At 41.7% G+C, this 22,536-nt stretch carries 16 protein-coding genes; 13 read left to right on the forward strand and 3 right to left on the reverse strand.

From position 1 onward, the window contains the following. Positions 1-123: 123 nt before the first annotated feature. Both AS030_RS10745 and wecB read left to right on the forward strand, forming a co-directional pair. Entirely contained in the window at positions 124-1,572 is a 1,449-nt protein-coding gene (locus AS030_RS10745; protein WP_061971811.1) for a C40 family peptidase, read from the forward strand. 242 nt (positions 1,573-1,814) lie between these two features. After that, entirely contained in the window at positions 1,815-2,960 is a 1,146-nt protein-coding gene (wecB, locus tag AS030_RS10750; protein WP_061971814.1) for a non-hydrolyzing UDP-N-acetylglucosamine 2-epimerase, read from the forward strand. A 47-nt stretch (positions 2,961-3,007) separates the two neighbouring features. Here wecB and AS030_RS10755 read toward each other — a convergent pair whose 3' ends face one another. After that, positions 3,008-4,090 carry an acyltransferase family protein gene (locus AS030_RS10755; RefSeq protein WP_061971816.1) on the reverse strand — a complete coding sequence of 361 codons (1,083 nt, stop codon included), beginning with the start codon at positions 4,088-4,090 and terminating at the stop codon, positions 3,008-3,010. Positions 4,091-4,496: 406 nt separating this feature from the next. Here AS030_RS10755 and AS030_RS10760 point away from each other — a divergent pair, with 406 nt between their 5' ends. The 5 genes from AS030_RS10760 to AS030_RS10780 all read left to right on the forward strand — a co-directional run bounded on the left by AS030_RS10760 (position 4,497) and on the right by AS030_RS10780 (position 11,002). Beyond that, positions 4,497-5,210, forward strand: coding sequence for an IspD/TarI family cytidylyltransferase (locus AS030_RS10760; protein WP_061971818.1), 714 nt, complete (start codon positions 4,497-4,499; stop codon positions 5,208-5,210). Next, complete coding sequence (locus tag AS030_RS10765) at positions 5,207-6,232, forward strand: ribitol-5-phosphate dehydrogenase (protein WP_061971820.1); 1,026 nt, start codon at positions 5,207-5,209, stop codon at positions 6,230-6,232. Before AS030_RS10760 ends, AS030_RS10765 begins: the two co-directional genes overlap by 4 nt. A gap of 47 nt (positions 6,233-6,279) precedes the next feature. Then, positions 6,280-7,443: a CDP-glycerol glycerophosphotransferase family protein gene (locus AS030_RS10770; RefSeq protein WP_061971822.1), complete on the forward strand. Its 1,164-nt coding sequence runs from the start codon at positions 6,280-6,282 to the stop codon at positions 7,441-7,443. Positions 7,444-7,498: 55 nt separating this feature from the next. Beyond that, a complete protein-coding gene (locus AS030_RS10775) occupies positions 7,499-9,385 on the forward strand; it encodes a CDP-glycerol glycerophosphotransferase family protein (protein WP_240482319.1) in 1,887 nt (628 codons plus the stop codon). Between the two features lie 114 nt (positions 9,386-9,499). Beyond that, positions 9,500-11,002 (forward strand): glycosyltransferase, encoded by a 1,503-nt coding sequence (locus AS030_RS10780; protein WP_141687069.1) that lies wholly within the window; start codon positions 9,500-9,502, stop codon positions 11,000-11,002. A gap of 66 nt (positions 11,003-11,068) precedes the next feature. Here the strand turns inward: AS030_RS10780 and AS030_RS10785 are convergent, their stop codons facing one another. Beyond that, the gene (locus AS030_RS10785) at positions 11,069-12,112 is read right to left on the reverse strand and encodes a glycosyltransferase family 4 protein (RefSeq protein WP_061971825.1); all 1,044 of its coding nucleotides are present in this window, start codon (positions 12,110-12,112) and stop codon (positions 11,069-11,071) included. A 172-nt stretch (positions 12,113-12,284) separates the two neighbouring features. Next, positions 12,285-13,043 (reverse strand): WecB/TagA/CpsF family glycosyltransferase, encoded by a 759-nt coding sequence (locus tag AS030_RS10790; RefSeq protein ID WP_061971827.1) that lies wholly within the window; start codon positions 13,041-13,043, stop codon positions 12,285-12,287. Positions 13,044-13,443: 400 nt separating this feature from the next. On the opposite strand from AS030_RS10790, the gene tagD reads away from it, so the two are divergent. The 6 genes from tagD (at position 13,444) to AS030_RS10820 (ending at position 22,517) form a co-directional block, all read left to right on the forward strand. Continuing rightward, positions 13,444-13,842 (forward strand): glycerol-3-phosphate cytidylyltransferase, encoded by a 399-nt coding sequence (tagD, locus tag AS030_RS10795; protein ID WP_061971829.1) that lies wholly within the window; start codon positions 13,444-13,446, stop codon positions 13,840-13,842. After that, complete coding sequence (locus AS030_RS10800; protein WP_061971831.1) at positions 13,835-15,034, forward strand: CDP-glycerol glycerophosphotransferase family protein; 1,200 nt, start codon at positions 13,835-13,837, stop codon at positions 15,032-15,034. Before tagD ends, AS030_RS10800 begins: the two co-directional genes overlap by 8 nt. Positions 15,035-15,179: 145 nt before the next feature. After that, positions 15,180-17,330 (forward strand): CDP-glycerol glycerophosphotransferase family protein, encoded by a 2,151-nt coding sequence (locus tag AS030_RS10805; RefSeq protein WP_240482321.1) that lies wholly within the window; start codon positions 15,180-15,182, stop codon positions 17,328-17,330. A gap of 30 nt (positions 17,331-17,360) precedes the next feature. Then, complete coding sequence (locus tag AS030_RS10810; RefSeq protein ID WP_061971835.1) at positions 17,361-18,185, forward strand: ABC transporter permease; 825 nt, start codon at positions 17,361-17,363, stop codon at positions 18,183-18,185. 19 nt (positions 18,186-18,204) lie between these two features. Then, complete coding sequence (gene tagH / locus AS030_RS10815; protein ID WP_061971837.1) at positions 18,205-19,038, forward strand: teichoic acids export ABC transporter ATP-binding subunit TagH; 834 nt, start codon at positions 18,205-18,207, stop codon at positions 19,036-19,038. A 128-nt stretch (positions 19,039-19,166) separates the two neighbouring features. Then, complete coding sequence (locus tag AS030_RS10820; RefSeq protein ID WP_061971839.1) at positions 19,167-22,517, forward strand: CDP-glycerol glycerophosphotransferase family protein; 3,351 nt, start codon at positions 19,167-19,169, stop codon at positions 22,515-22,517. Positions 22,518-22,536: the final 19 nt, after the last annotated feature.

Below are 22,536 nucleotides of genomic sequence, written 5' to 3' on the forward strand. Positions count from 1 at the left end.
GAGGAACCCCCAACTTTCTTCCTAAATATACAAAAAATTTAAAATTTACTTGTGTTCGGACGTTTAATTCCGATATATTTAGAAGTATATGGCACTTATGGTCGAATAAGGAGGAATATACATTTGAAAAAGGGTAACGCAAATGCGGTCAAAACTCTGGTCATTTCCTCGGCATGCGCGGGGGCTATTCTTTTGCTTCCATCAAAAGGTGAGGCTGCATTAGGAGATCAAGTGTTGAAAAACGGAATGAAGAATCCTGATGTCAAAGAACTGCAGCGGGAACTTATGAAGCAAGGTTATTTAAAGTCCAAGTACATTACCGGTTACTATGGACCACTTACCACCAATGCTGTCAAAGAGTTTCAACGAAAACATCAACTTGTGATTGATGGTGTGACAGGGAAGATGACGGTAAAGGCAATCACTAAAAAAACAGCAGCTCAGGCTCCCAAAAAGGCGGCAGGCTATACCACCCTGAAACAAGGCTCACAGGGGTATGAGGTAGACCGGCTGCAAAAACGTCTGAGGGAAATTAAGTTTTTTACCTACTCCAAAATCACTGGCTATTACGGAAGAATTACGGCAGAAGCAGTCAAGTCGTATCAGCGGTCAAACCACCTTTCCGTAACGGGGATCGCAGATGATAAAACGCAAAAAGCCATTTTTTCATCCGCTTCGCCTGCACCTGTTAAAACGCCGGCACCAGCCGTACCTGACGGGCTGCAAAAGAATGACAGAGGTCAAAAGGTTTATGAACTTCAGTCCAGTTTAAAGGCGCTGGGATATTACAGGTACAACCTGGACAGCATTTATGGCAGAATTACAGAAGCAGGGGTAAAATCATTTCAGCGCACCTACAAGCTCCCGGTTACAGGAGTTGCGGACAGCAGAACAATGGAAAAACTTAAGGAGGTAGCCGGAAAAAAGAATGAAAAGCCTGGCAGCACCACACCAGTTGTACAGGGTTTAAAACTTCATTCCACCGGCCAGGAGGTTTATCAGCTTCAATCCAACTTAAAGGTACTTGGCTTTTATACATATAAAGTGGATTCGATCTTCGGAAAGATCACAGAAGCCGGCGTGAAGTCATTCCAAAAGGCAAATGCACTTTCCGCGACCGGAATGGCAGACAGCAAGACCATCGAAAAAATCAAGGCAGAAGTGAAACAGAAGGGGATTGAACCAGCTAAACCGCAAACACCTGCAAAAGCGTTTAATGTAATTAACCTTGTGGGAGACGCAGCAGAGCTTGTCGGGACACCCTATACTTGGGGCGGCAATACGGTTTCCGAAGGTTTTGATTGCAGCGGATTTTTGGTGTATCTATTCAAAAAGCAAAATATCCAGCTTCCGAGGACCGTCGCTTCCATATGGAATGTGGGGAAAGTCGTAAGCAGCCCAAAAGTAGGGGATATTGTCTTTTTTGAAACGTACAAAAAAGGCCCTTCCCATGCAGGGATTTATATTGGCAACAACCGCTTCGTACACAGCGGATCATCCGGTGTGACCGTAAGTGATTTGGGGCTATCGTACTGGAGCAGCCGTTATCTTGGATCCAAGCAGCTCTATTAGAAAATGAGAACAGGCAAACAAAAAGAACGTCCATCCCGAAGGATGGACGTTCTTTTTTGGGGTTAGGGGTTAGGTGGTGGCTTATATTAAGAAAATACCCGCCTCTTCATGAAGCTAAACATGAAATTGTAAATATTTTTTCTGATTCTTGTAGCAGGATTGACGGGAAGATAAAATAAAGGTAGCATGATACACTAATGAATCAAGGTATAGACTGCCGTGAATGAGCGAGGTAATACATGATGAAAAAGAAAATTAAAGTCATGACGATCTTCGGAACCCGTCCGGAAGCTGTGAAAATGGCTCCTCTCGTCATGGAATTAAAAAAGTATCCTGAAGAAATCGAACCAGTCGTAACAGTAACGGCCCAGCATCGCCAAATGCTTGATGCGGTACTGGACACCTTCAGCATTATACCCGACTATGATTTAAATATTATGCAAGACCGGCAAACATTAAGCCAGATTACGATTAAAGCCCTGGCAGGCCTCGAAGGAATCCTTACCGAAGTGAAGCCCGACCTTGTGCTTGTCCATGGTGATACAACGACGACGTTTGCGGCGAGTCTGGCTGCTTATTACCAGCAAATCGAAGTTGGCCATGTTGAAGCGGGGCTTCGTACGTGGAACAAATACTCTCCATTTCCTGAAGAGTTAAACCGCCAGCTGACAGGGGTAATGTCAGATTTGCATTTTTCGCCAACCGGTACGGCTGCAAAGAACCTGTTGGAGGAGAACAAAACCGGGGACACTATTTTTATTACGGGAAATACAGCTATTGATGCTTTAAAAACGACGATTCAAGAGGTTTATACTCATGAAGTGCTGGAGAAAGTCGGGAAAGACCGGATGATTCTCGTTACCGCTCACCGGCGCGAAAACCTGGGGGAGCCAATGAAGAATATTTTTAAAGCAATCAAAAGGCTTGTAGAAAATTATGAAGATGTACAGGTTGTTTACCCAGTCCATTTAAATCCTGCGGTAAGGGAACTTGCAGCTGAAATCCTGGGGAACGACCCGAGAATTCATTTGATTGATCCGCTTGGGGTCATCGATTTTCATAATTTTGCTTCCCGGGCTTATCTTATTTTGACTGACAGCGGCGGGGTGCAAGAGGAAGCTCCTTCGCTCGGAGTCCCGGTACTGGTGCTCCGGAACAATACGGAACGGCCGGAGGGGATTGCGGCAGGTACGTTAAGACTCGTTGGAACGGAAGAAGAAAACATTTACACTATCACGAGTGAACTTCTTACCAACGGCCAGGCATATGAAGAAATGGCGAGAGCCTCCAATCCTTATGGTGATGGCCAGGCCTCCCGGCGGATTGTTGAAGCCATACTGTATCATTACGGACTCAGAACTGAACGCCCAGATGCTTTTCGCGCATAAGCGCATACTAAAAAGGATGCCAGCAAACCATGCTGGCATCCTTTTTTTTAGGAAACAAATTCTTTATTTTTTAACGATGACGGCTGAGGCTTCTGTTCATTTCTTAACAGCCAATCCATTTTCGGCTCAACCAGTGGTTTAAATAGACCAATAATGAATTTTCTGGTGATGAGCCAACAAGTGAAGAGGGCAAATAGAGCAGCGACCGCAATCAGCGCTACAGGATGTTCAGCAACTTGATCAGGAAGCAAGCCTCGATACACCCGAACAATGGATGAATGAATCAAGTAAATAAAAATCGAATAGATCCCTAATTTATTGAACAGAACAAGCTGCTTATCTTGAGAAGTTAAAAGCATAATGGCGATGGATAGAACGGTAACCCCGCCGTAAATGGCAATCTGAATGAGAGCGCCTTTCACAAATGACCATTCAAAATGGCTGTATGAATCCCTCATGAACGTAATGGCAGTATCCCAATTATGGTTGGTGAAAATGACCATAAATCCAAGAAAGCCGATAAGGACAGCGGCTGAAACCCATTTTCCTGGCATCTTCCACGTTTTGGAGTGTGCAGCCAAAGCTTTTAAGACATTTTTTTCAGCCAATAAATAGCCGATCAAGAAATATGGATAGAAATTAACAAGTTTTCTCAACGAAAACCAAGTGGTCACATCATTTACGTAACTGACCCAAATTGCAAGTGCGATAGCTGTAATCAGTGGAAATCGTAATTTGGTCACATAAGGAGTAATCATGCCCCAGACAATAATTCCCAACAAAAACCACATGGTCCAGTAAGGCTGAAGCAAATCGAGGACCCTGCTGTCCGAGTGAAGAGTAATCATCTCCTGGTCATTAATTAATTTTGAGAGCACCCCGTTGATCAACTGCCAGATTAAAAAGACGGCAAAAAGCTGGACGGTTCGCTTAAATTTGTTCGGCCGGTAGAAATAGCCGCTTATGATGATAAATAAAGGCATATGAAATGTATAAATAGCGTTGTACAAGTACAAAGGAATGGTATTTCCATCCCAGTCTCTGTATATTTCGATTGAATGTCCGAATACGACCATGAATATCAACAGACCTTTTATGTTATCAAACCATGGTATGCGTTTGCTGGCCATAATTTCCCCCTTCCCCTGTTTACCAAAACGCGAGCATTATACTGTTATTTATTCTAACGAAAGCTGATAAGATGCGTCAACTGCGTGCATGAATTTACCAGCCACACTGTTAGTAACCTTTTTCTGTGCAGTTGAAACCTTTATCTCCACATTTTTCGTCAAAAAGATCTATTTGTTGTCGAGGTATTATGACCTATTACAAATTTTTGACAATAATTGTCTATTGATTGTCAAGAACATAGGTTGGTGTTATATTTTAATTTAGACATTTAGACATTTTGACATCAATCAACAAGATGTGATAAATAACGTCAAAAAATATACTGGATTTCGAATATGTAGGTAAGGGTACTTTAAATAGAGAAAGAAATCAGAGGGTGCATTACTGAAAAAGGAGCTGACAGTTGTGATCTATGCAGAGATTCTTGCGGGCGGAAAAGGAACCCGTATGGGGAATATCAACATGCCCAAGCAATTTTTAACATTGAACAATAAACCGATCATTATTCATACCATTGAGAAGTTTATTCTAAACGACCGGTTTGATAAAATTTTGGTGGTTTCACCTAAAGAGTGGATAATTCATACAAAAGACATCATCAAAAAATATATAGCTGGTGATGACCGCATTGTTGTGGTTGAAGGCGGAAAGGACCGAAATGATTCCATTATGAGCGGAATTAACTATATTGAGAAATCATTCGGCCTTAATGATGATGATGTGATCGTTACACATGATTCGGTTCGTCCGTTTCTGACTCACCGGATTATTGAAGAAAACATTGATTCCGCTTTGGAATACAGAGCTGTTGATACAGTGATTGAAGCGATTGATACCATTATTGAATCCACAGACGGAGAAATCATCTCCAATATTCCTGTACGAAGCTCAATGTATCAAGGACAAACACCGCAAAGTTTTAATATTAAAATGCTTGTGGACCATTATCATTCCCTAAGTGATGAACAAAAAAACATCCTGACTGATGCCTGCAAAATTTGTGCGCTCAAAGGGGAGAATGTGAAGTTGGTTAAGGGCGAAGTGTTCAACATCAAAGTAACTACACCGTATGATCTTAAAGTGGCAAATGCCATTATCCAGGAGAGCATCGGCCGATGATTAATCAAGTATATCGGTTAGTTTCTCCCCGCCAATTTGAAGTGACATACAATGATGAGTCTCTTCAAACGGATTATGTGGTCGTTCGCCCTACACACTTATCCATTTGCGCTGCGGATCAGCGGTATTACACAGGCACCCGCGGAAAACAGACCATGGCCAAAAAATTACCGATGGCTTTGATTCACGAAGGGATCGGCAAGGTCGTGTATGATGCAAAAGGGGAATTCAAAACAGGAACTCCGGTTGTTATGGTTCCCAATATACCGACTGAAGAAGATGACATTATTGCAGAAAACTATTTAAGATCCAGTAAGTTTCGTTCCAGCGGTTATGACGGTTTTATGCAGGACTATGTTTTTCTTAAAAGAGACAGGCTGGTGCAGCTTCCGGAAGACATGAGCCCTCATGTGGCTGCTTTTATCGAGTTGATTACCATTACCATGCACGCGCTCGTACGTTTTGAACAGAAGGCACACAGCAGAAGGGATACGTTTGGCGTATGGGGAGACGGCAACCTTGGATTTATTTCGGCTCTCATTCTCAAAAAGCGTTACCCGAACAGCAAGATCTATTTGTTTGGAAAAACCAAATATAAGATGGAACACTTTTCCTTTATTGATGAAGCGTATAATATTGACGAAATTCCTGAGGATGTCCGTATTGACCATGCATTTGAATGTGCAGGCGGCAAAGGGAGCCAGGACGCGATTAATCAAATCATTGACTACATCCATCCGGAAGGTTCCATTGCGATCCTCGGAGTTTCCGAATATCCTGTAGAAATCAATACCCGTATGATCCTGGAAAAAGGGTTGACTGTTATTGGAAGCAGCCGAAGCGGCAAAGCCGACTTTGTCAACACCGTTGAATTTATGAAAGAGATTCCGGAAGTCGTGGAGTACCTCGAGTTGCTGGTTGGTTCAGTGCACGAAGTACGTACGATTCAGGATATCATCGATGCGTTTGAGAAGGATTTGACAACATCTTGGGGAAAAACAATTATGGAGTGGAAAATCTAATTGAATATCTTTCCCTGCCATAAAAAAATGAAAGGGGAGGATGGAAAATGTCATTCTTGAAATTGCTGCCCACCATAGCAGTCAAGCAATTTATCCGTGTGATCTTCTTCCTCTGTTCCGTCCTCTTTCCATTAAAAATGAACAAGGTTACCTTTGCGTCTTATCGATCCGATAAGCTTACGGGTAATCTTGCTTACGTTTATAAAGAGATTCAACGAACCAGGAAGCAGCAATATGATACGTTTTTCTTATTAAAGAAGTTCGATTTCTCATTTGCAGGGAAACTGGATTACGTGTTGCACATGATTAAGGCCAGCTATCATCTGGCGACTTCCAAATATTTTTTTATTGATGACTATTACTTTCCGGTTTATTGCATCAAGCCAAGAAAAGGATCGGAAATCATACAGTTATGGCATGCGGCCGGTGCGTTTAAAAAGTTTGGTTACAGTACGATTGACAACTCGTTTGGCCCGAGCCGAAAGTATTTGGAGCATGTGAAGATCCATTCGAACTATTCAAAGGTGGCCGTCAGCTCATCAGAGGTTATTCCATATTATGCGGAAGCGTTTGATATGGAAGAAGAGAAAATCAAGCCATGGGGCGTGCCGAGAACGGATTACTTCTTCATGAAAGATAAGCATGCGAAGGTGAAGAACCGTTTTTATGAAAAATACCCGCAGCTGAAGAACAAGAAATTGCTCCTTTATGCGCCGACCTTTCGGGGAAAGAGCCATTACCAGGATCAATTTGAATGCCCGATCCATTTTGGAGCAATGCAAAAGGTACTGGGAGACGAGTATGCCCTGCTTGTGCATTTGCATCCGTATATTACAACCCCGGTGACGATTGAGCCTTCTGTCGAGCAATTTGTATTTGAAATCAAACAGGACTTTACCATCAATGAATTAATGATTATTTCAGATCTCCTGATTACAGATTATTCGTCCGTTATCTTTGAATACAGCCTGCTGGGGCGTCCAATCGCATTTTTTGCAACGGATTTGGAAGAATATAAATCTGAACGAAACTTTTATTATGTTTACCAGTCTTTTATCCCTGGCCCGTTTTTTAATGAAACCGTGGCGCTTGGGAATTGGATTAAGCAGGGTGAGTATGATTATCAAAAAATCAATGCCTTCAGAGATCGATTCTTTGACTATGCGGATGGCAAAGCCGCTGAACGCTTAGTAAACGCGATTATGAAATAAAAGCATTCATTCGATTTGATACGGCAGAAATGAGGAATAGATTGGAGTTCAGTAAATGATTACGAGGGTTAAAAGAAAACTGAGAAGGATGCTGGGCAGAAATAATAACCAGCAGCAGCAACTTCCTGACCAGGATTTAATAATTAATGACAAGCACGTTATCATAAAAAAAGACAAGTTGGAACCCACCCTTCCTCTCATAAAGGAAATGGCAGGTGTCAGAGATAATTTAGTGCCCAGACGGAAGATTACCCATCTATCCTTTACGGGGCCAGTAATGAAAATCAAAGGTTATTATTACTTGGATAATATTCCTATTCACGAAGATGATTATGTAAAAAAAAGATTGATACTGGTCAATAAGAAGAACCTGCCGGACATCCATATTCCATTGCAGGATATAAAAATTGACGCATTGCACATGAATGAAACGATCAGTGAGGATTATAAATGGGCTGGCTTTCAGGGGGAAATTAATTTTTCCCGCATTGAGCTGGGGAACAAGCCGCTGATTGATTCCGAATATACGTTTTATATCGAAATCGAAATGAATGTCCCTGGACAAGATTTGGTAAGGAAAAGGTATCCGCTTGGAAATATCGAGTCCTTTTTACCGAATGGTTTTTATTCTGCAAAAATGGAGTACTTCTCTGCAAGAAGACACTTGAAATACAACCTTTTGGCCACGTATGACCGGGAAGTAAAAACACTGAAATTGGTTTCGTCCAAATTGAAGGATTTTGATCCGGCAGAGCTTGATATGGATGAAGCGATCAGAAGAACGCCATTTTACCGATTCTTTTATTCCAAAGTGTTCAAGCAAATTTATAACTTTTGCTGCCTCTTCCCGATCAAGGAGAAAAAGGTGTTGTTTGCCTCTGACAGCCGTGAAGATATGAGCGGGAATTTTCAGTTTGTGTATGAAGAAATGCTGAAGCGAGATCTCGATTTTGATTATCATTTCATGCTGAAAAAAGGTGTAGGGGTCAAGAAGAGCTACACTGAACTGATCAGGCTTGCGTATGATATGGCAACATCCAAATTTATTGTCCTGGATGATTTTTATCCGCTCGTCTATCCGCTGAAAATCAGGGATAAGGCTGAGCTTGTTCAGCTCTGGCATGCGGTTGGGGCATTTAAGACGTTTGGATTCAGCCGTTTGGGAAGACCGGGTGGACCGTCTCCGAAGTCATTAAACCACCGAAATTACACAAAAGCCATCGTGAGCTCCCATAATATTGGTAAGTATTATGCTGAAGGCTTCGGTATTTCAGATGAGTATGTTGTACCTACCGGAATACCGAGAACTGATGTTTTCTTTGATGAAGCTTACCAAAAAGAAGTGAAAGATCGATTATACGAGGAATTTCCATTCTTAAGGGACAAAAAGGTCATTACCTTTGCGCCTACCTTCAGGGGCAACGGTCAGCAATCTGCACATTATAATATGGAAATGCTAAATCTTGACAAGATTTATGAAGAACTGAAAGACGAGTATGTCTTCTTATTCAAAGTTCACCCTTTTGTTAAAAATGATTTTAGCATTCCTTATCAATACAGCGAATTTTTCTATGACTTCTCGTCTTACCGGGAAATCAATGATCTGCTATTTGTAACGGATATTCTGATTACGGATTATTCTTCCGTTTGCTTTGAGTACGCGCTGTTAAACAAACCGATGATTTTCTTTGCGTATGATGTAGAGGAATACATTCAAAAAAGGGATTTCTATTTTGATTACCATTCTTTCATCCCTGGCCCGCTTGTCAAAACAACAGACCAGCTGGTTTCTACCATCAAAAGGGAAGATTTTAAAATGGAAAAGGTACAGCCGTTTGTAAACTACTTCTTTGATGATATTGACGGGAAGGCGAGTGAACGGGTGGTTGACCGTATTTTCCTCGGAATAGGGGAAGAGAACGAAGAAGAACTTCAATCATAAATTTTAAGGATGAATGAGAATCCCTCTCTTTCATCCTTTTTTTACATTTAGGATTGATTGAAGAGCGGAACGGGAAATGGACAAGAAATATCCGTACAGAAAGGTCTGTCAGACATGAAGAAAAAGGTATATATGGTCATAGGCAACATTGATATTGATAAGGGAGGAATCACAAGGGTGATGCTGAACCGCTCCTGGCTTCTGTGTGAGAGGGGATACAGTGTTACCCTTCTAACATTGAATTTCAAGAAGAACTACCCAGAGGTGGAAGCAGCCCTAAAGGGAGTGGGGCGGCTGCATCCCGACGTAGAAATCCTGAACATCCATGATTTTTACAAAATGAAAAATACGTCAGGCTATAAAGAAGAAGCCATTTCAGAGTCTGAAGAAGATTATGTGGTTCATCGTGGTAAGCGTCATGAACGCTATTTTAAAAATGGAGTATTAATCAAAGATGAAAAACGTGATGCCAATGGAGAACTGAAGTATATAGATTATTATAATGAAAACCGATTAAGGTCGAGGAGAGAAGATTTTTACAGGGGCCAATTGTATAGAACAACTCATTATCACCCGTCAACACAAAAGGCAACAGTGAAAAATTATTGCACGGAGCACGGTTTTTGTTATTTAAGCCGCTGGTATAACGGAGAAACAGGTGAGCTTGAGAAACTCTTTCTATTTAATGCCCAGGACCGAAGCTGTAAGATGTATACATCCAATGAGGATTTTCACGTCAGCTGGCTGAATGAAATGTGCAAACAGTCGGAAGAGAAACCTTATGTCATTTGCGACGGGCCTGGCAGCGCAGCCAAAGTTTTGGATATCGATAAAGACCGGGCTTACCGGATTCTTGCAGTGCATACCAATCATTTTTCATTTCCCCATAAGAAGGGCAGTGACATTAAAAAGAATCACAAAGAACTGTTGGACCGTTTCAAGGAGGCAGACGCTCTTGTGCTGCTAACTGAAGAACAGAAGCGGGACATTGCGGAGCAATACGGAGATCCGGGGAACATTTATGTTATTCCCCACTTTGTTACACCCATGGAGGATACGTCTTCTGTTCGAAAGGACCCTCACTTGATTTCGATGGTGTCCAGGCTGCATGAAGAAAAAGGGCTGGATGAGGCGATCAGAAGCTTTAAACAGGTGGTTGGCCAATTCCCGGAAACCCGGCTTGAAATACATGGGTCGGGACCGGCAGAGGAAGAACTGGCGGAACTGATTGCCGAATTGGATTTACAGCAGCATGTCCAGTTAAAAGGGTACTGCGATCAAGTGGGACATGTCTTCAAACAATCCCTTTTTACGGTGCTTACCTCCAAATATGAGGGGCTCAGCCTTGTGATTATGGAATCGATGGCGAACTACACTCCCGTGATCAGTTACAACATTAAATATGGCCCTTCTGATCTCATTGACCACGGCGTTGATGGATATCTCGTCCAAAACCGCAGTCAGGATGAATTGGCCCACTATATGCTTGAGCTGCTAAAGAACCCGGAGAAAGCCAAGACAATGGGGGAGGAAGGGTATAAAAAGGCAAAAGCAAGATGGAATGAAGAGCTTCATTTCCAGCACTGGGAAACACTGTTTGAAAAAATCAGCCATTAAAAAAGCTTTCAGACCTGAACGTTGTCTGAAAGCCGAACAAGCTGCATAGAGGGATGCAGCTTGTTTTTATTTTTGCGGTCGTTTGATCGCGTTTAAAACGGGTTTGTAATTTTGGCTGACCAGTCCTATGCTCTCCACCACCAGTTCGATTCCGATGGTCAGAAGCGCCAGTATAATCATGGATCCCCAAAGCGTGGAGGTGGAAAAAATGATGGCAGCCAGTCCGAAAACCGAGCTCATGGCATAAATAATAAGAACGGTTTTTTGGTGTGAGAACCCAAATCGAAGTAAACAATGATGAAGATGTGATTTATCTGCCAATGAGATGGGCTGTTTATGAACGATCCGGCGAATGATAGCAAAAATCGTATCGGAAATGGGAACCCCCAAAATGATAACCGGAACAACCAAGGAAAACATGGTTACATTTTTAAATCCGAGAAGGGAAACGACGGCGATAATAAAGCCCAGGAAGAGGGCACCTGTGTCTCCCATAAAAATCTTCGCCGGATAAAAATTATGAAAGAGAAAGCCGAGCGTGCTGAATAACGTTACAGACGCAATCATCAGGACAAATGCATCACCCATGATCATCGCCATGATCGAGATGGTAATCAATACAATGGAGGAAACACCTGCAGCGAGCCCGTCCAATCCATCAATCAAGTTGATGGAGTTCGTGATGGCCAAAATCCAAATCACCGTGACAGGGACGCTCAGCCATTCCAGTTCAAGCCTTCCATTAAAGGGAAGGTTAATAAAATTTACTTGAATATCCCCCATGAAAACAATGACTAATGCGGCAGCGATTTGTCCCAGGAGCTTAAGTTTTGGAGAAAGCTCGAATTTATCATCCAGGAAGCCTGTCAGTATAATCACTGATGCCCCAAGTACAATGGGCCAAACGGTTTTATTCGGTGGGTGAGCGATCAGGATGCCGAGAATGAAGCTGATAAAGATGGCCAGTCCGCCAAGACGGGCCATCACTGTCGCATGAACCTTCCGCTCAGATGGCCGGTCAACGGCTCCCACCGCAAGTGCCAATTTTTTAATTAATGGAGTTAGACTAAAAGAGGCAAGAAAACATATAAGCAATGTCAAAATTAACATTTGGTACACCTCATATCAAACCATATTCATTACGAAAAGGATTGTCGATTCATTTGATTATTTGTTGAAGATTATCTCTTTATGGATTATATCATAATCATTAAAAATAAACGTATAAAAACTACAAATTTTGTAAATGCTGTTAAGATCGGACAACAAAAAAACAAGCCCCCTACATGAAGGGCTTATCAGCTGGTGTAATATTTTTCTGAAGCTTTTGCTGTAGAATTTTAAACGCAAATTGCGGCAGCGCCATTTGGCGTTTCCAGCGGGAAGGCTGTCTAACCAGGCGATAAAACCATTCCAGGTTCATCTTCTGCCAGATTTCCGGTGCCCGTTTTGCCTCACCGGCAATAACATCGAATGTACCGCCAACACCGATAAAGATCCCATGGTCAAACGATGGCATGCTCTTTGAAATCCATTGTTCCTGGCGGGGAGCACCCAATGCCACAAGTATAATATCGGGCTTTGTGCTTTCCACCGTCTTCATGATCTGATCATCAGCCAAGTCGAAATAACCATGATGATAGCCGGCAATCTTCACATTTGGAAAATCGCTTTTAATTCGGTCGGCTGCCTTTTCCACTACGCGGTCCTTGCCGCCAAGCAAGTAGACGCTGAGCCCCTTTTTATTCGCAAGCTTCAACAGTCTCATGGTGACATCAAATCCCGGTACCCGTTCAGGAAGGGGAACTCCGAGAAGACCTGCCGATTTTACAATTCCAATGCCATCGGCTGTCACATAATCTGCTCCCTGAATAATATTCATCAACGTCTCATTTTTGCGGGCATCCATGACAATTTCGGGGTTCGCAGTGACAACAAATGTCTTTTCACGATTCTCGATGTGGGAACCCAGCGTGTGGACGAATTGTTTTACGGTTGTATTTATAAAGTTTATTCCTAGTATATTTACTGTATTTTTCATAACACCAGATCCTCACTTTTTCATACGTGTAAGTATGTAGGCTCTTAAACTACCTTGCTATCAACCTATTAGAATAGGTCCATTTCCATAAAAAGAAGGAAATGTAAAAACTTCATTAAGAGCTTGTAAAAAAAACTTAAAGATTATATTATGAGTAAGGGTACCAAAATGCAAGTATTTTTACGAATTATTATATCATGAATGAGCTGCTTTTGTAAAAGTATGATTAATTTTTTGTAAATACACCTTGTATTTTGTCCATGAAGTAAGGCTTTATTGTTGCGGAGGCTCTCGAAAAAACTTTACGTGAAATTTACCTTTATTTCATAGATTTAAAACATGGGCCGAATTCGTCGGACTGGAAATTTTTTTCATTCTAATTAGTAGGAGTGTGAAGGCCATGAGAAAAGTATTGACTTATGGGACATTTGACTTGCTTCATTGGGGACACATCAATTTGCTGAAACGGGCAAAAGATTTGGGAGACTATCTGATTGTGGGCCTTTCCGGAGATGAATTTAACGCAATTAAAAATAAAAAATCATACCACAGCTTTGACAATCGAAAAATGATTTTGGAGTCCATTCGCTATGTGGACGAAGTGATTGAGGAGAAAAGCTGGGATCAAAAAGTAAGAGACGTAGTGGATCACAATGTGGACATCTTTGTTATGGGAGACGATTGGGAAGGGAAATTTGATTTCTTGAAGGATTATTGCGAAGTAATCTACTTGCCGCGTACGATCGGAATCTCTACTTCCCAGATTAAAAAGGATTTATTTTCGGTGAACAATGGTTAAGGAAATCGCTATCTGGCTGTATTTATTTTATTTCAAGCTTCAGTTTGGTTTTTTCAAACTCTTTCCTCTCAGGAAAGATAAAGTGACCTTTGTTGTTTCGTTTGGAGACAATTCGGTTTTTCTTTATGAAGAATTGAAAAAGATGCAGCCGGATAGCTCTATTGTTTTTTTGGCTAAAAAAAATGCAATACCTAAATTGAATCCTTATAAATCAGATGCAAAACTTATTACATTTGATAATTCAATAATAAGTATAGCTAGATCGGCCTATCACCTGGCCACTGCCAAAGTGGTGCTTGTGGATAATTATTTTGGTTTCCTTTCAGCAATTAAATTTAAGGATGAGGCAGAATGCATTCAACTTTGGCATGCTGCGGGCGCTATTAAAACATTCGGATTGAAAGATGAGTCCATCACCTATAGAAGCCGGCAGGCTCGTAAGCGATTTTTAAATGTTTACAAAAACTTTCACAAAGTTGTTGTTGGATCTGATACGATGGCTGATATATTTAAGGAAGCCTTCCAACTTTCATCCTCAAACTTTTTACGGACCGGTGTACCTAGAACCGATCTTTTTTTTGATGAAAAACAAATACGCGGCATTAAAGAAAAATTATATCGAGAAAACAACGCGTTAAAAGGAAAAAAAGTGATTTTGTATGCACCCACCTATCGTGATCATCTTTTAAATCGATTTAAACTGCCGCTTGATCTTGATCTGATGTATCGTGAATTAGGCGATGATCATGTTTTATTAATAAGAAGCCACCCTGTACTCGCGCATAAGATGGATATAGAATCACGTTATCCAGGATTTGTCTACGATTATTCCTCCAGATGGGACGTCAACGAGATTTTATTGATTACAGATATTTTAATTAGTGATTATTCTTCCATTCCATATGAATTTTCACTTTTAAATCGGCCGATGATTTTTTATCCATATGATCTTGAGGAGTATTGTAAATCCAGGGGGCTATGGGATAATTACGAAAATTTGGTCCCGGGACCAATCGTTTTTGACAGTTATGAATTGATAAAAGTAATTAAAGAAAAGGGTTATGACATGAATAAAGTTCAGCAATTTTCGGCTAAGTGGAACCAATATCACTCCGGACACTCGAGCCGGTTATTGGCTGAATATATTCTTGATGCAGAAAGAGAGAGAAACGTAAATGCAGGCGGAAGTTAACATACAGATCCAAGACGGTTTTGCACCAACGAAAAAAAGAAAGTGCATCCTTCATACTATCGAATTCAATGAAAATGTTGCTATTATAAAATATCTTTTAAAGAACAGTTCAGTCTTTCAGGAACCATTAGAAGGACATCTTTTAATGGTTGAACGTAACACGGGTCTTGAATGGGAGGTCCCGTTCACCGTTTTAGAAGCAAATGAACAGTATTATGTCTTTGAATCCCAGTTAGATCAATTAGAAATTGGAAAAGGTCTTGTTTGGGATGTATATCTGATAATTCATGCAAAACAGGCGGTGTCTCCTGACGAACAGCAGCATGAAAATGCCAGCTCTGAAGATGACATTGATGAAGGTGAAACTGCTGAAGAAGAAACTTCAACAGAGACTGATAATGATAGTGTAATCGAAAATGATAGCGAAGAAGAACCAGAATCGGAAGAGACGTTTGAAGAATATGGAATTATTGAAAAGAAATACCGTATGAGAACGAAACACGCATTTCTGGAACTCGGTGCTGTTGTGCACCCTGAGACCAAACAGGCTATAACACCATATACGACGAATAAAGGCAACCTTTCCTTCAAAGTCCATGACCGCGGTACGTTGATCAAAGTTGAGAGTGCAGACCTTGATAAGAGAGGAAATGTAACTATAGAGGGCTTTTATTTTTCTCCGTTCTCCGATGAAAATGAAGCATTGGAAAAAGCATTGGTTATTAGGGGCCCCGAAGGATTTGAAGAACTTGCGATCCCCTTTGTGACTCTAACCCGCAAAGACCTTAATCCCTACTATCAGGAGCAGCAGCCTTATGTGGCGATGGGTTTTAAGGCACTGATTCCTGTGAAAGAATTCTGCAATATGGATGAAAATTCGACCTTCCGTTTATATTTTAAATGGAAGGATGAGGAAGAGGCGGCCTCTGATCAAGAAGATCGGGCATATCCGCTTCAATTGCTTTCCTTTAAACGAAGAATTAATAAGTCCATTATCATCAATATGTATGAAGGAAAAAAGAAGGTCTCTCTCATTACCCGTAAAAAAACGAGATCGCTTGTTATTAAGGTGGTTAAGTACAGCCTTTTACAAGAACTGAAGAAAAAGGTAAGGCGCACAATTACGAAGGTAAAGCAGCATAAAAAGACGAAAAAAGCATATATGGTGGCCTTCAAAATGGCAGGCTATCTGCCGGTTAAGAAAAATTTAGTAATGTTTGAAAGTTTTCTTGGTAAACAGTACAGTTGTAATCCGCGTGCGATCTACGAATACTTAAAAGAGAACCGTCCGGATCTGGAACTGGTTTGGAGTGTTGATGGAAGAAGCATCAGCAAGTTTGAAAATGCAGGCATTCCTTATGCCAAACGTTTTTCAATCAAATGGCTGTTTAAAATGGCGCGCGCACGTTACTGGGTAACAAACAGCCGAATGCCGCTATGGATTCCAAAGGCGAAACACACGGTTTATTTCCAAACGTGGCATGGAACACCGCTTAAACGTCTGGCAGCTGATATGGATGAGGTCCATATGCCAGGAACAAATACCAAAAAATACAAAGCCAACTTTCATAAAGAATCAAGCAAATGGGACTATCTTTTATCCCCAAATGCTTACTCAACCGAAATTTTTCGGCGTGCGTTTAATTTTCAAAAAGAAGTGGTGGAAGTGGGATATCCCAGGAACGATGTACTCTACACGAAGAACAATCCAGATGATATTAAAGACTTAAAAGAGAAACTTCAACTTCCACAGGATAAAAAAGTCATTCTTTATGCACCTACATGGCGTGATGATCAATTCTACGGTAAAGGGCGCTATAAATTCGACCTCGAGCTTGATCTCTTGCAGCTAAAGGATAAATTTGGTGAAGATTATGTTATAGTGTTAAGGATGCATTATCTGGTGGCGGAGAACTTTGATTTGTCGCCATATGAAGGGTTTGTTTTTGATTTCTCTTACCATGGAGACATAAATGAGTTGTATCTCGTATCAGATATCATGATGACTGACTATTCTTCTGTGTTTTTCGATTATGCAAACCTTAAGCGTCCGATGCTTTTCTTTGTATATGATATTGATTCTTATCGTGATAAATTAAGGGGCTTCTATTTTGATTTTGAAACGTACGCACCAGGACCTTTAGTGAAGACAACAGATGAGGTTATTTCAGCCATAGAGAAAATTGAGTCTGATGGATATGAGATTCAATCAGAGATCTTTGATGACTTTTATGAACGATTTTGCTATTTGGAAAGTGGACAATCTTCTCACAAAGCCGTTCAAAAAGTATTCTAAACCAATCTCTTTGGGAGAGGATTACTAAACATGATTTCAGCTTTTAAAGTACTAAAAGAACAAATTAACAGCTTTTACCTCATGATTCGTTTATCGATGTATGAGCTTAAAATAAAGAATAACAACAACTATTTGGGAATGCTTTGGGAGGTCATTAATCCCGCTATCCAAGTTGCAGTTTACTGGATGGTGTTTGGGATGGGAATCCGGCAAGGAAAAAGTGTAGGAACTGCCGGTCAGGAAGTTCCCTTCCTGCAATGGCTTGTAGCCGGGATTATCGTGTGGTTCTTTATCAGTCCGGCCATATTAAACGGCTCCAAATCGATTTATACAAGAATAAAAATTATCGCCAAGATGAATTTTCCGTTGAGCGTCATTCCGAGCTATGTGATCTTTTCCATCTTCTATCCGAATGTGATGCTGCTCGCAGTGATTGCCGTCATCTTTCAGTTCACAGATCACGGAAAGATCTCGCTGTATTATCTGCAGCTTCCCTATTATATGGTGGCTGCCATAGCGCTTGTATTTTCCCTTTCCCTGATCACGTCAACCCTTTCAACGATCGTGCGTGACGTCCAGATGTTTGTGCAATCGATCATGCGGATGCTGTTTTACATTACGCCGATTTTGTGGGTTCCGAAAGGTGACAAACTGCCTGAATTCATTAAACTGATTATAAAAGGGAACCCTTTTAATTATATTGTTGAAGGATACCGCGACGCTCTGTTAAGCAGGGCATGGTTTTTTGAACATTGGGAACACACGCTGTATTTCTGGGGCTTTGTTCTGGTTCTGTTCATAATAGGTTCCGCACTCCATGTGAAGTTAAGAAACCGATTCGTGGATTACTTGTAAGAATACAGGAGAGATGGACATGAGTAACCAAACCGTTATTGTGCGCGATGTCACAAAAAAATATAAAATGTATAAAAAGCCAGCTGAAAAGCTGCTTGATATTATTTTGCCGAATGGCTACGGCGAGGACTTTTATGCGATTCAAAATATCAGCTTTGAAGCGAAACAGGGCGATGTTATCGGGATTGTCGGTGTGAACGGATCAGGAAAGTCAACCTTGTCCAACCTCATATCCGGAATTATTCCGCCAACAACCGGAACGATTGAATTAAATGGAGAAGTCTCCCTGATCGCCATTGCCTCAGGATTGAACAACGAGCTAACCGGACGGGAAAACATTGAGCTGAAATGCCTGATGCTTGGCTTCAGCAAGCAGGAGATCAAACGCCTTGAACCGGAAATCATCGAGTTTGCTGAGATTGGAAAGTTCATTGATCAGCCCGTTAAGAAATATTCAAGCGGAATGAAGTCGCGTCTTGGATTTGCCATTTCGGTAACAGTGGATCCTGATATCCTCGTTATTGACGAAGCATTGTCTGTAGGAGACCAAACCTTCGCTGATAAATGTTTGGATAAAATGAACGAATTCAAAGAGCGTGGCAAGACTATTTTCTTTATCAGCCATTCCATGGGCCAGGTGAAAAAGTTCTGTGAAAAAATTCTTTGGCTGGAATACGGTGAAGTTCGTGCCTATGGGCCAATGAAAGAGATCCTTCCGAAGTATCAAGAATTTCTGAAGGAATACAAAGCCATGTCGAAGGAAGAAAAGAAACGCTTCAAACAACAAGTGCAGCTCAAACAGAGCGGCCAGAACAAGCCTGGAGACAAGTTGCAAGCTTCATCTGCAAAGTAATCGTCCGGGATGTAGAGAACGGGTGCTGCGTTCATAAAACGTCAGGCACCCTTTTTCTAATAGATTGTAAGTATGCGCTTACATACGTCTGAGATCCAATGAGATATGACATGAGGGAGAATGGAAGAATGAAAAACCGAACCGGTATTTTAAATCGAATCATACATATGCTGCGGCCGGAAAAAAAGGTCCGCAAAAGAAAGACATTTAAGCAATGGTTGATGATCATGCAAACCGGGGAGAAGGTGGCCATTGAAGGATATTTAGATTCCCATGTCCGGGTCAGGGAGCTTCTGTTTTTATCCCGCAATACCGGTGAGCTGATCAAGGTAGCTGAAATAGAACCATCCCCCCGTTTTTCGTTTGAAGTCCGGGTGAGTGACATTGATTCCCTTTTTCCTGGTGAAGAACGAGCAAACTTTGATCTGTACCTTGGAATACAGCGCCCTGCTGAAGAGGTAAAGGAAGACTTACTGGAAGGGAAGCAGGACCTGGCTGTCTTTTATCCCCGTGCAGATGGCGGACAGGATATTTGCTATCCAATCCGCCTTGGCCGCTTTGCTGAAATGGACTATAAGGAATTTGTCCCCTACCAAACCGAAGAAGGTTTAAGTTCATATCTTTATGTTACAAAAAAAGGGAATGTTTCCTTTGTGACCCGGGGAATGGTGAACATAAAGCCGAAAGTGCAGATCGATGAGATGTACTTTCGAAAAGACAAGCTTTCCTTTAATGGAAAACTTTTTACAAGGGATGCTGGAATCAATAACATTCAACTGCTGTTAAAAGGCCGTGATACCAACGTGGAAAAACGGCTTCCTGCTGAAATCGAAAAGATGCATGAAGAAACACGGCTGAAGTTTGGAATGCACCGCTACAGATATGGAGTGAATGTGGATTTCGAGCCGTTGTTTAACGACCCGATGTACAGCCAGGATATTTATGATTTCTTCTTTGAACTGAGCTTTGGATTTCCTCACCCACCTGTTCTGGTCAGGATTGGCCGGCCAAGATTTCAGGTGAAGTATTTTTTGAGGGACGGCTATGCCAGAGCAGGGGAAAGCACGTATGCCCTCGCGCCTTACTTTACCTTTAAAGGTTTTAACCTTTCCCTTCAAGTGGATGAATTCGAGGAAAGCACTTACCGGTATCTTAGAAAAATTAAGCGCTGGGCATGGCTTCTAAGGCCATTTTACAAAAAACGAAACATATGGCTGGTGGGAGAACGTCCCTATAAGGCACAGGACACTGGATACCACTTTTTTAACTACGTACGAAAACAGCATCCCGAGAAGAATGTGTATTATGTGATTGAGCAGGATTCACCGGAAATAAGAAACGTAGAAGAGCTGGGGAATATTCTTTACTTTAAATCAAAGGAACACATTTTTCATACCTTCATGGCACAAAAGGTAATTGGTTCTCATCACCCGGATTATTTGTATCCGCTACGGACCAAACAGTATAAAAAAGCGATAAAAGCGACAAAGATCTTTTTGCAGCATGGAGTCATGGGAACCAAAAATATGGTGGCCAACTATGGGAAACGGGCGCCAGGCTTTGATACAGACTTATTTTTGGTCAGCTCCGACTTTGAAAAAAATATGATTGTTCATGATTTTGGCTACGACCCTGACGAAGTAGCCATTACCGGGCTTTCGAGGTTTGACAGTCTGCTGGCAGACGATGTTGAGAAAAAGCGCCAATTGTTGATTATTCCAACCTGGAGAGACTGGATTATAACCGATGAAGTGTTCATTGAAAGTGAGTATTTTGAGCGCTATCGGGAGCTGATCAATCATCCGATGCTGCACGAATTAGCGGATTCGCTGAATTTTGAAATCGTATTTTGCCTGCATCCGAACATGCAGAAGTTTACATCCTTTTTTGCCGATTCTCCTGTACGAATCATCAGCCAGGGAGAAGTGGATGTTCAGCTGCTGCTGAAGGAAAGCGCCATGATGATTACCGATTATTCATCGGTCGGATTCGATTTCAGCTTCCTTCATAAACCGATTCTCTATTATCAGTTTGACCAAAACCGTTTTATTGGAAAACGTCCGTCTCACCTTGATCTGGAAAATGATTTGCCGGGAAGAATCGTACTTGATGCAGAGGAGATTCTTACAGAGGTGAAAAAATACGCAAAAAATCACTTTGCTGCAGAAGAACAATACATCAGACGATCCTATAAATTTTTAAAGTACAGGGACCTGCATCATAATGACCGGATTTATGAGGCAGTCTCGGAATTTCCTGCGAAAAAGCATTGGATCCGTTCTATTCAGGATGATGAACTCATTCAGGCGTTTTTGCGGCGGTATCGCAAAAGCAAATACTATTTTCCATCCATGCGTGTCTTTTATAAAGTGGCACAGCGTATCCTTCCGGTTGATGAAAACCTGATTGTTTTCGAGAGCGGTGTGGGTAAGCAGTATGCCGACAGCCCTCGCGCCATTTATGAGGAAATCCTCAGACGCGGGCTGAATTATAAAAAGGTTTGGATCTACAACAAAAAGGGTGCGTTCATGGACCCGGATACGAAAGTCGTTAAACGACTTAGTCCCAGCTATTATTATTATCTTGCAAAAGCACGGTACTGGGTAAACAATCAGAACTTCCCGACCTATCTTGGGAAACGGAAACAAACGACCTATATCCAAACCTGGCACGGAACACCACTTAAGAGGATGCTCTTTGATATTGAGCAGGTGGAGGGCCGGGACGAAGGATATGTCGAGCGTGTGCATAAAGCAACCAAGACGTGGGACTATCTTATTTCTCCGAGTCCTTATGCCAGTCAGGCATTCAGAAGTGCATTTCGCTATAAAGGCGAGATGCTCGAGATCGGCTATCCCCGTAACGACATTTTTTACAGGGAGGACCGAAGCCAACTGACAGACAGCATCCGCCAGCGGTTGAGCATCCCGGAGGATAAAAAGGTGATTCTGTATGCACCGACCTTCCGGGACAATCAAACGTCGAAAAACAACAAGTTCACCTTTGAACTGCAATTCGATTTTGAACAAATGCAGCGGGAACTGGGAGATGACTATGTGCTTTTGCTTCGTATGCATGTGGTTGTCAGCAACAAGGTGTCCATTCCTGAAGAATACAAGAGCTTCGTATACAATGTTTCAAGCTATCCGGATATCCAGGATCTGTATCTGGTGACAGACATATTGATCACCGACTATTCTTCGGTCATGTTTGACTTCGCGAATATGAAGCGGCCGATTCTCTTCTTTACGTATGATTTTGAGATGTACCGTGATCAATTGCGGGGCTTCTACATGGATTTTGAAAAAGAAGCACCCGGGCCGCTGCTGAGAACCTCAGACGAAGTGACGCAGTCCATTAAAAATATTGAGCGTATTAAGCATGACTACAGTGAGCGATATACGGCTTTTCATGAGAAATACTGCAGCCTCGAAGACGGTGGCGCAGCTGGTCGGATCGTTGACCGTTTCTTTGCTTAAAGTAAAAAAAACGCCCCTA

This window comes from Fictibacillus enclensis, assembly GCF_001457035.1.
Lineage (GTDB): Bacteria > Bacillota > Bacilli > Bacillales > Fictibacillaceae > Fictibacillus_C > Fictibacillus_C enclensis.

Excerpts from the sequence above, each read along its gene's own strand:
- wecB (WP_061971814.1), top strand. The coding sequence starts at position 1,815 with ATGAAAAAGAAAATTAAAGTCATGACGATCTTCGGAACCCGTCCGGAA.
- AS030_RS10755 (WP_061971816.1), bottom strand. The coding sequence starts at position 4,090 with ATGGCCAGCAAACGCATACCATGGTTTGATAACATAAAAGGTCTGTTG.
- AS030_RS10765 (WP_061971820.1), top strand. The coding sequence starts at position 5,207 with ATGATTAATCAAGTATATCGGTTAGTTTCTCCCCGCCAATTTGAAGTG.
- AS030_RS10770 (WP_061971822.1), top strand. The coding sequence starts at position 6,280 with ATGTCATTCTTGAAATTGCTGCCCACCATAGCAGTCAAGCAATTTATC.
- AS030_RS10775 (WP_240482319.1), top strand. The coding sequence starts at position 7,499 with ATGATTACGAGGGTTAAAAGAAAACTGAGAAGGATGCTGGGCAGAAAT.
- AS030_RS10780 (WP_141687069.1), top strand. The coding sequence starts at position 9,500 with ATGAAGAAAAAGGTATATATGGTCATAGGCAACATTGATATTGATAAG.
- AS030_RS10785 (WP_061971825.1), bottom strand. The coding sequence starts at position 12,112 with ATGTTAATTTTGACATTGCTTATATGTTTTCTTGCCTCTTTTAGTCTA.
- AS030_RS10790 (WP_061971827.1), bottom strand. The coding sequence starts at position 13,043 with ATGAAAAATACAGTAAATATACTAGGAATAAACTTTATAAATACAACC.
- tagD (WP_061971829.1), top strand. The coding sequence starts at position 13,444 with ATGAGAAAAGTATTGACTTATGGGACATTTGACTTGCTTCATTGGGGA.
- AS030_RS10800 (WP_061971831.1), top strand. The coding sequence starts at position 13,835 with ATGGTTAAGGAAATCGCTATCTGGCTGTATTTATTTTATTTCAAGCTT.
- AS030_RS10805 (WP_240482321.1), top strand. The coding sequence starts at position 15,180 with ATGGTTGAACGTAACACGGGTCTTGAATGGGAGGTCCCGTTCACCGTT.
- AS030_RS10810 (WP_061971835.1), top strand. The coding sequence starts at position 17,361 with ATGATTTCAGCTTTTAAAGTACTAAAAGAACAAATTAACAGCTTTTAC.
- tagH (WP_061971837.1), top strand. The coding sequence starts at position 18,205 with ATGAGTAACCAAACCGTTATTGTGCGCGATGTCACAAAAAAATATAAA.
- AS030_RS10820 (WP_061971839.1), top strand. The coding sequence starts at position 19,167 with ATGAAAAACCGAACCGGTATTTTAAATCGAATCATACATATGCTGCGG.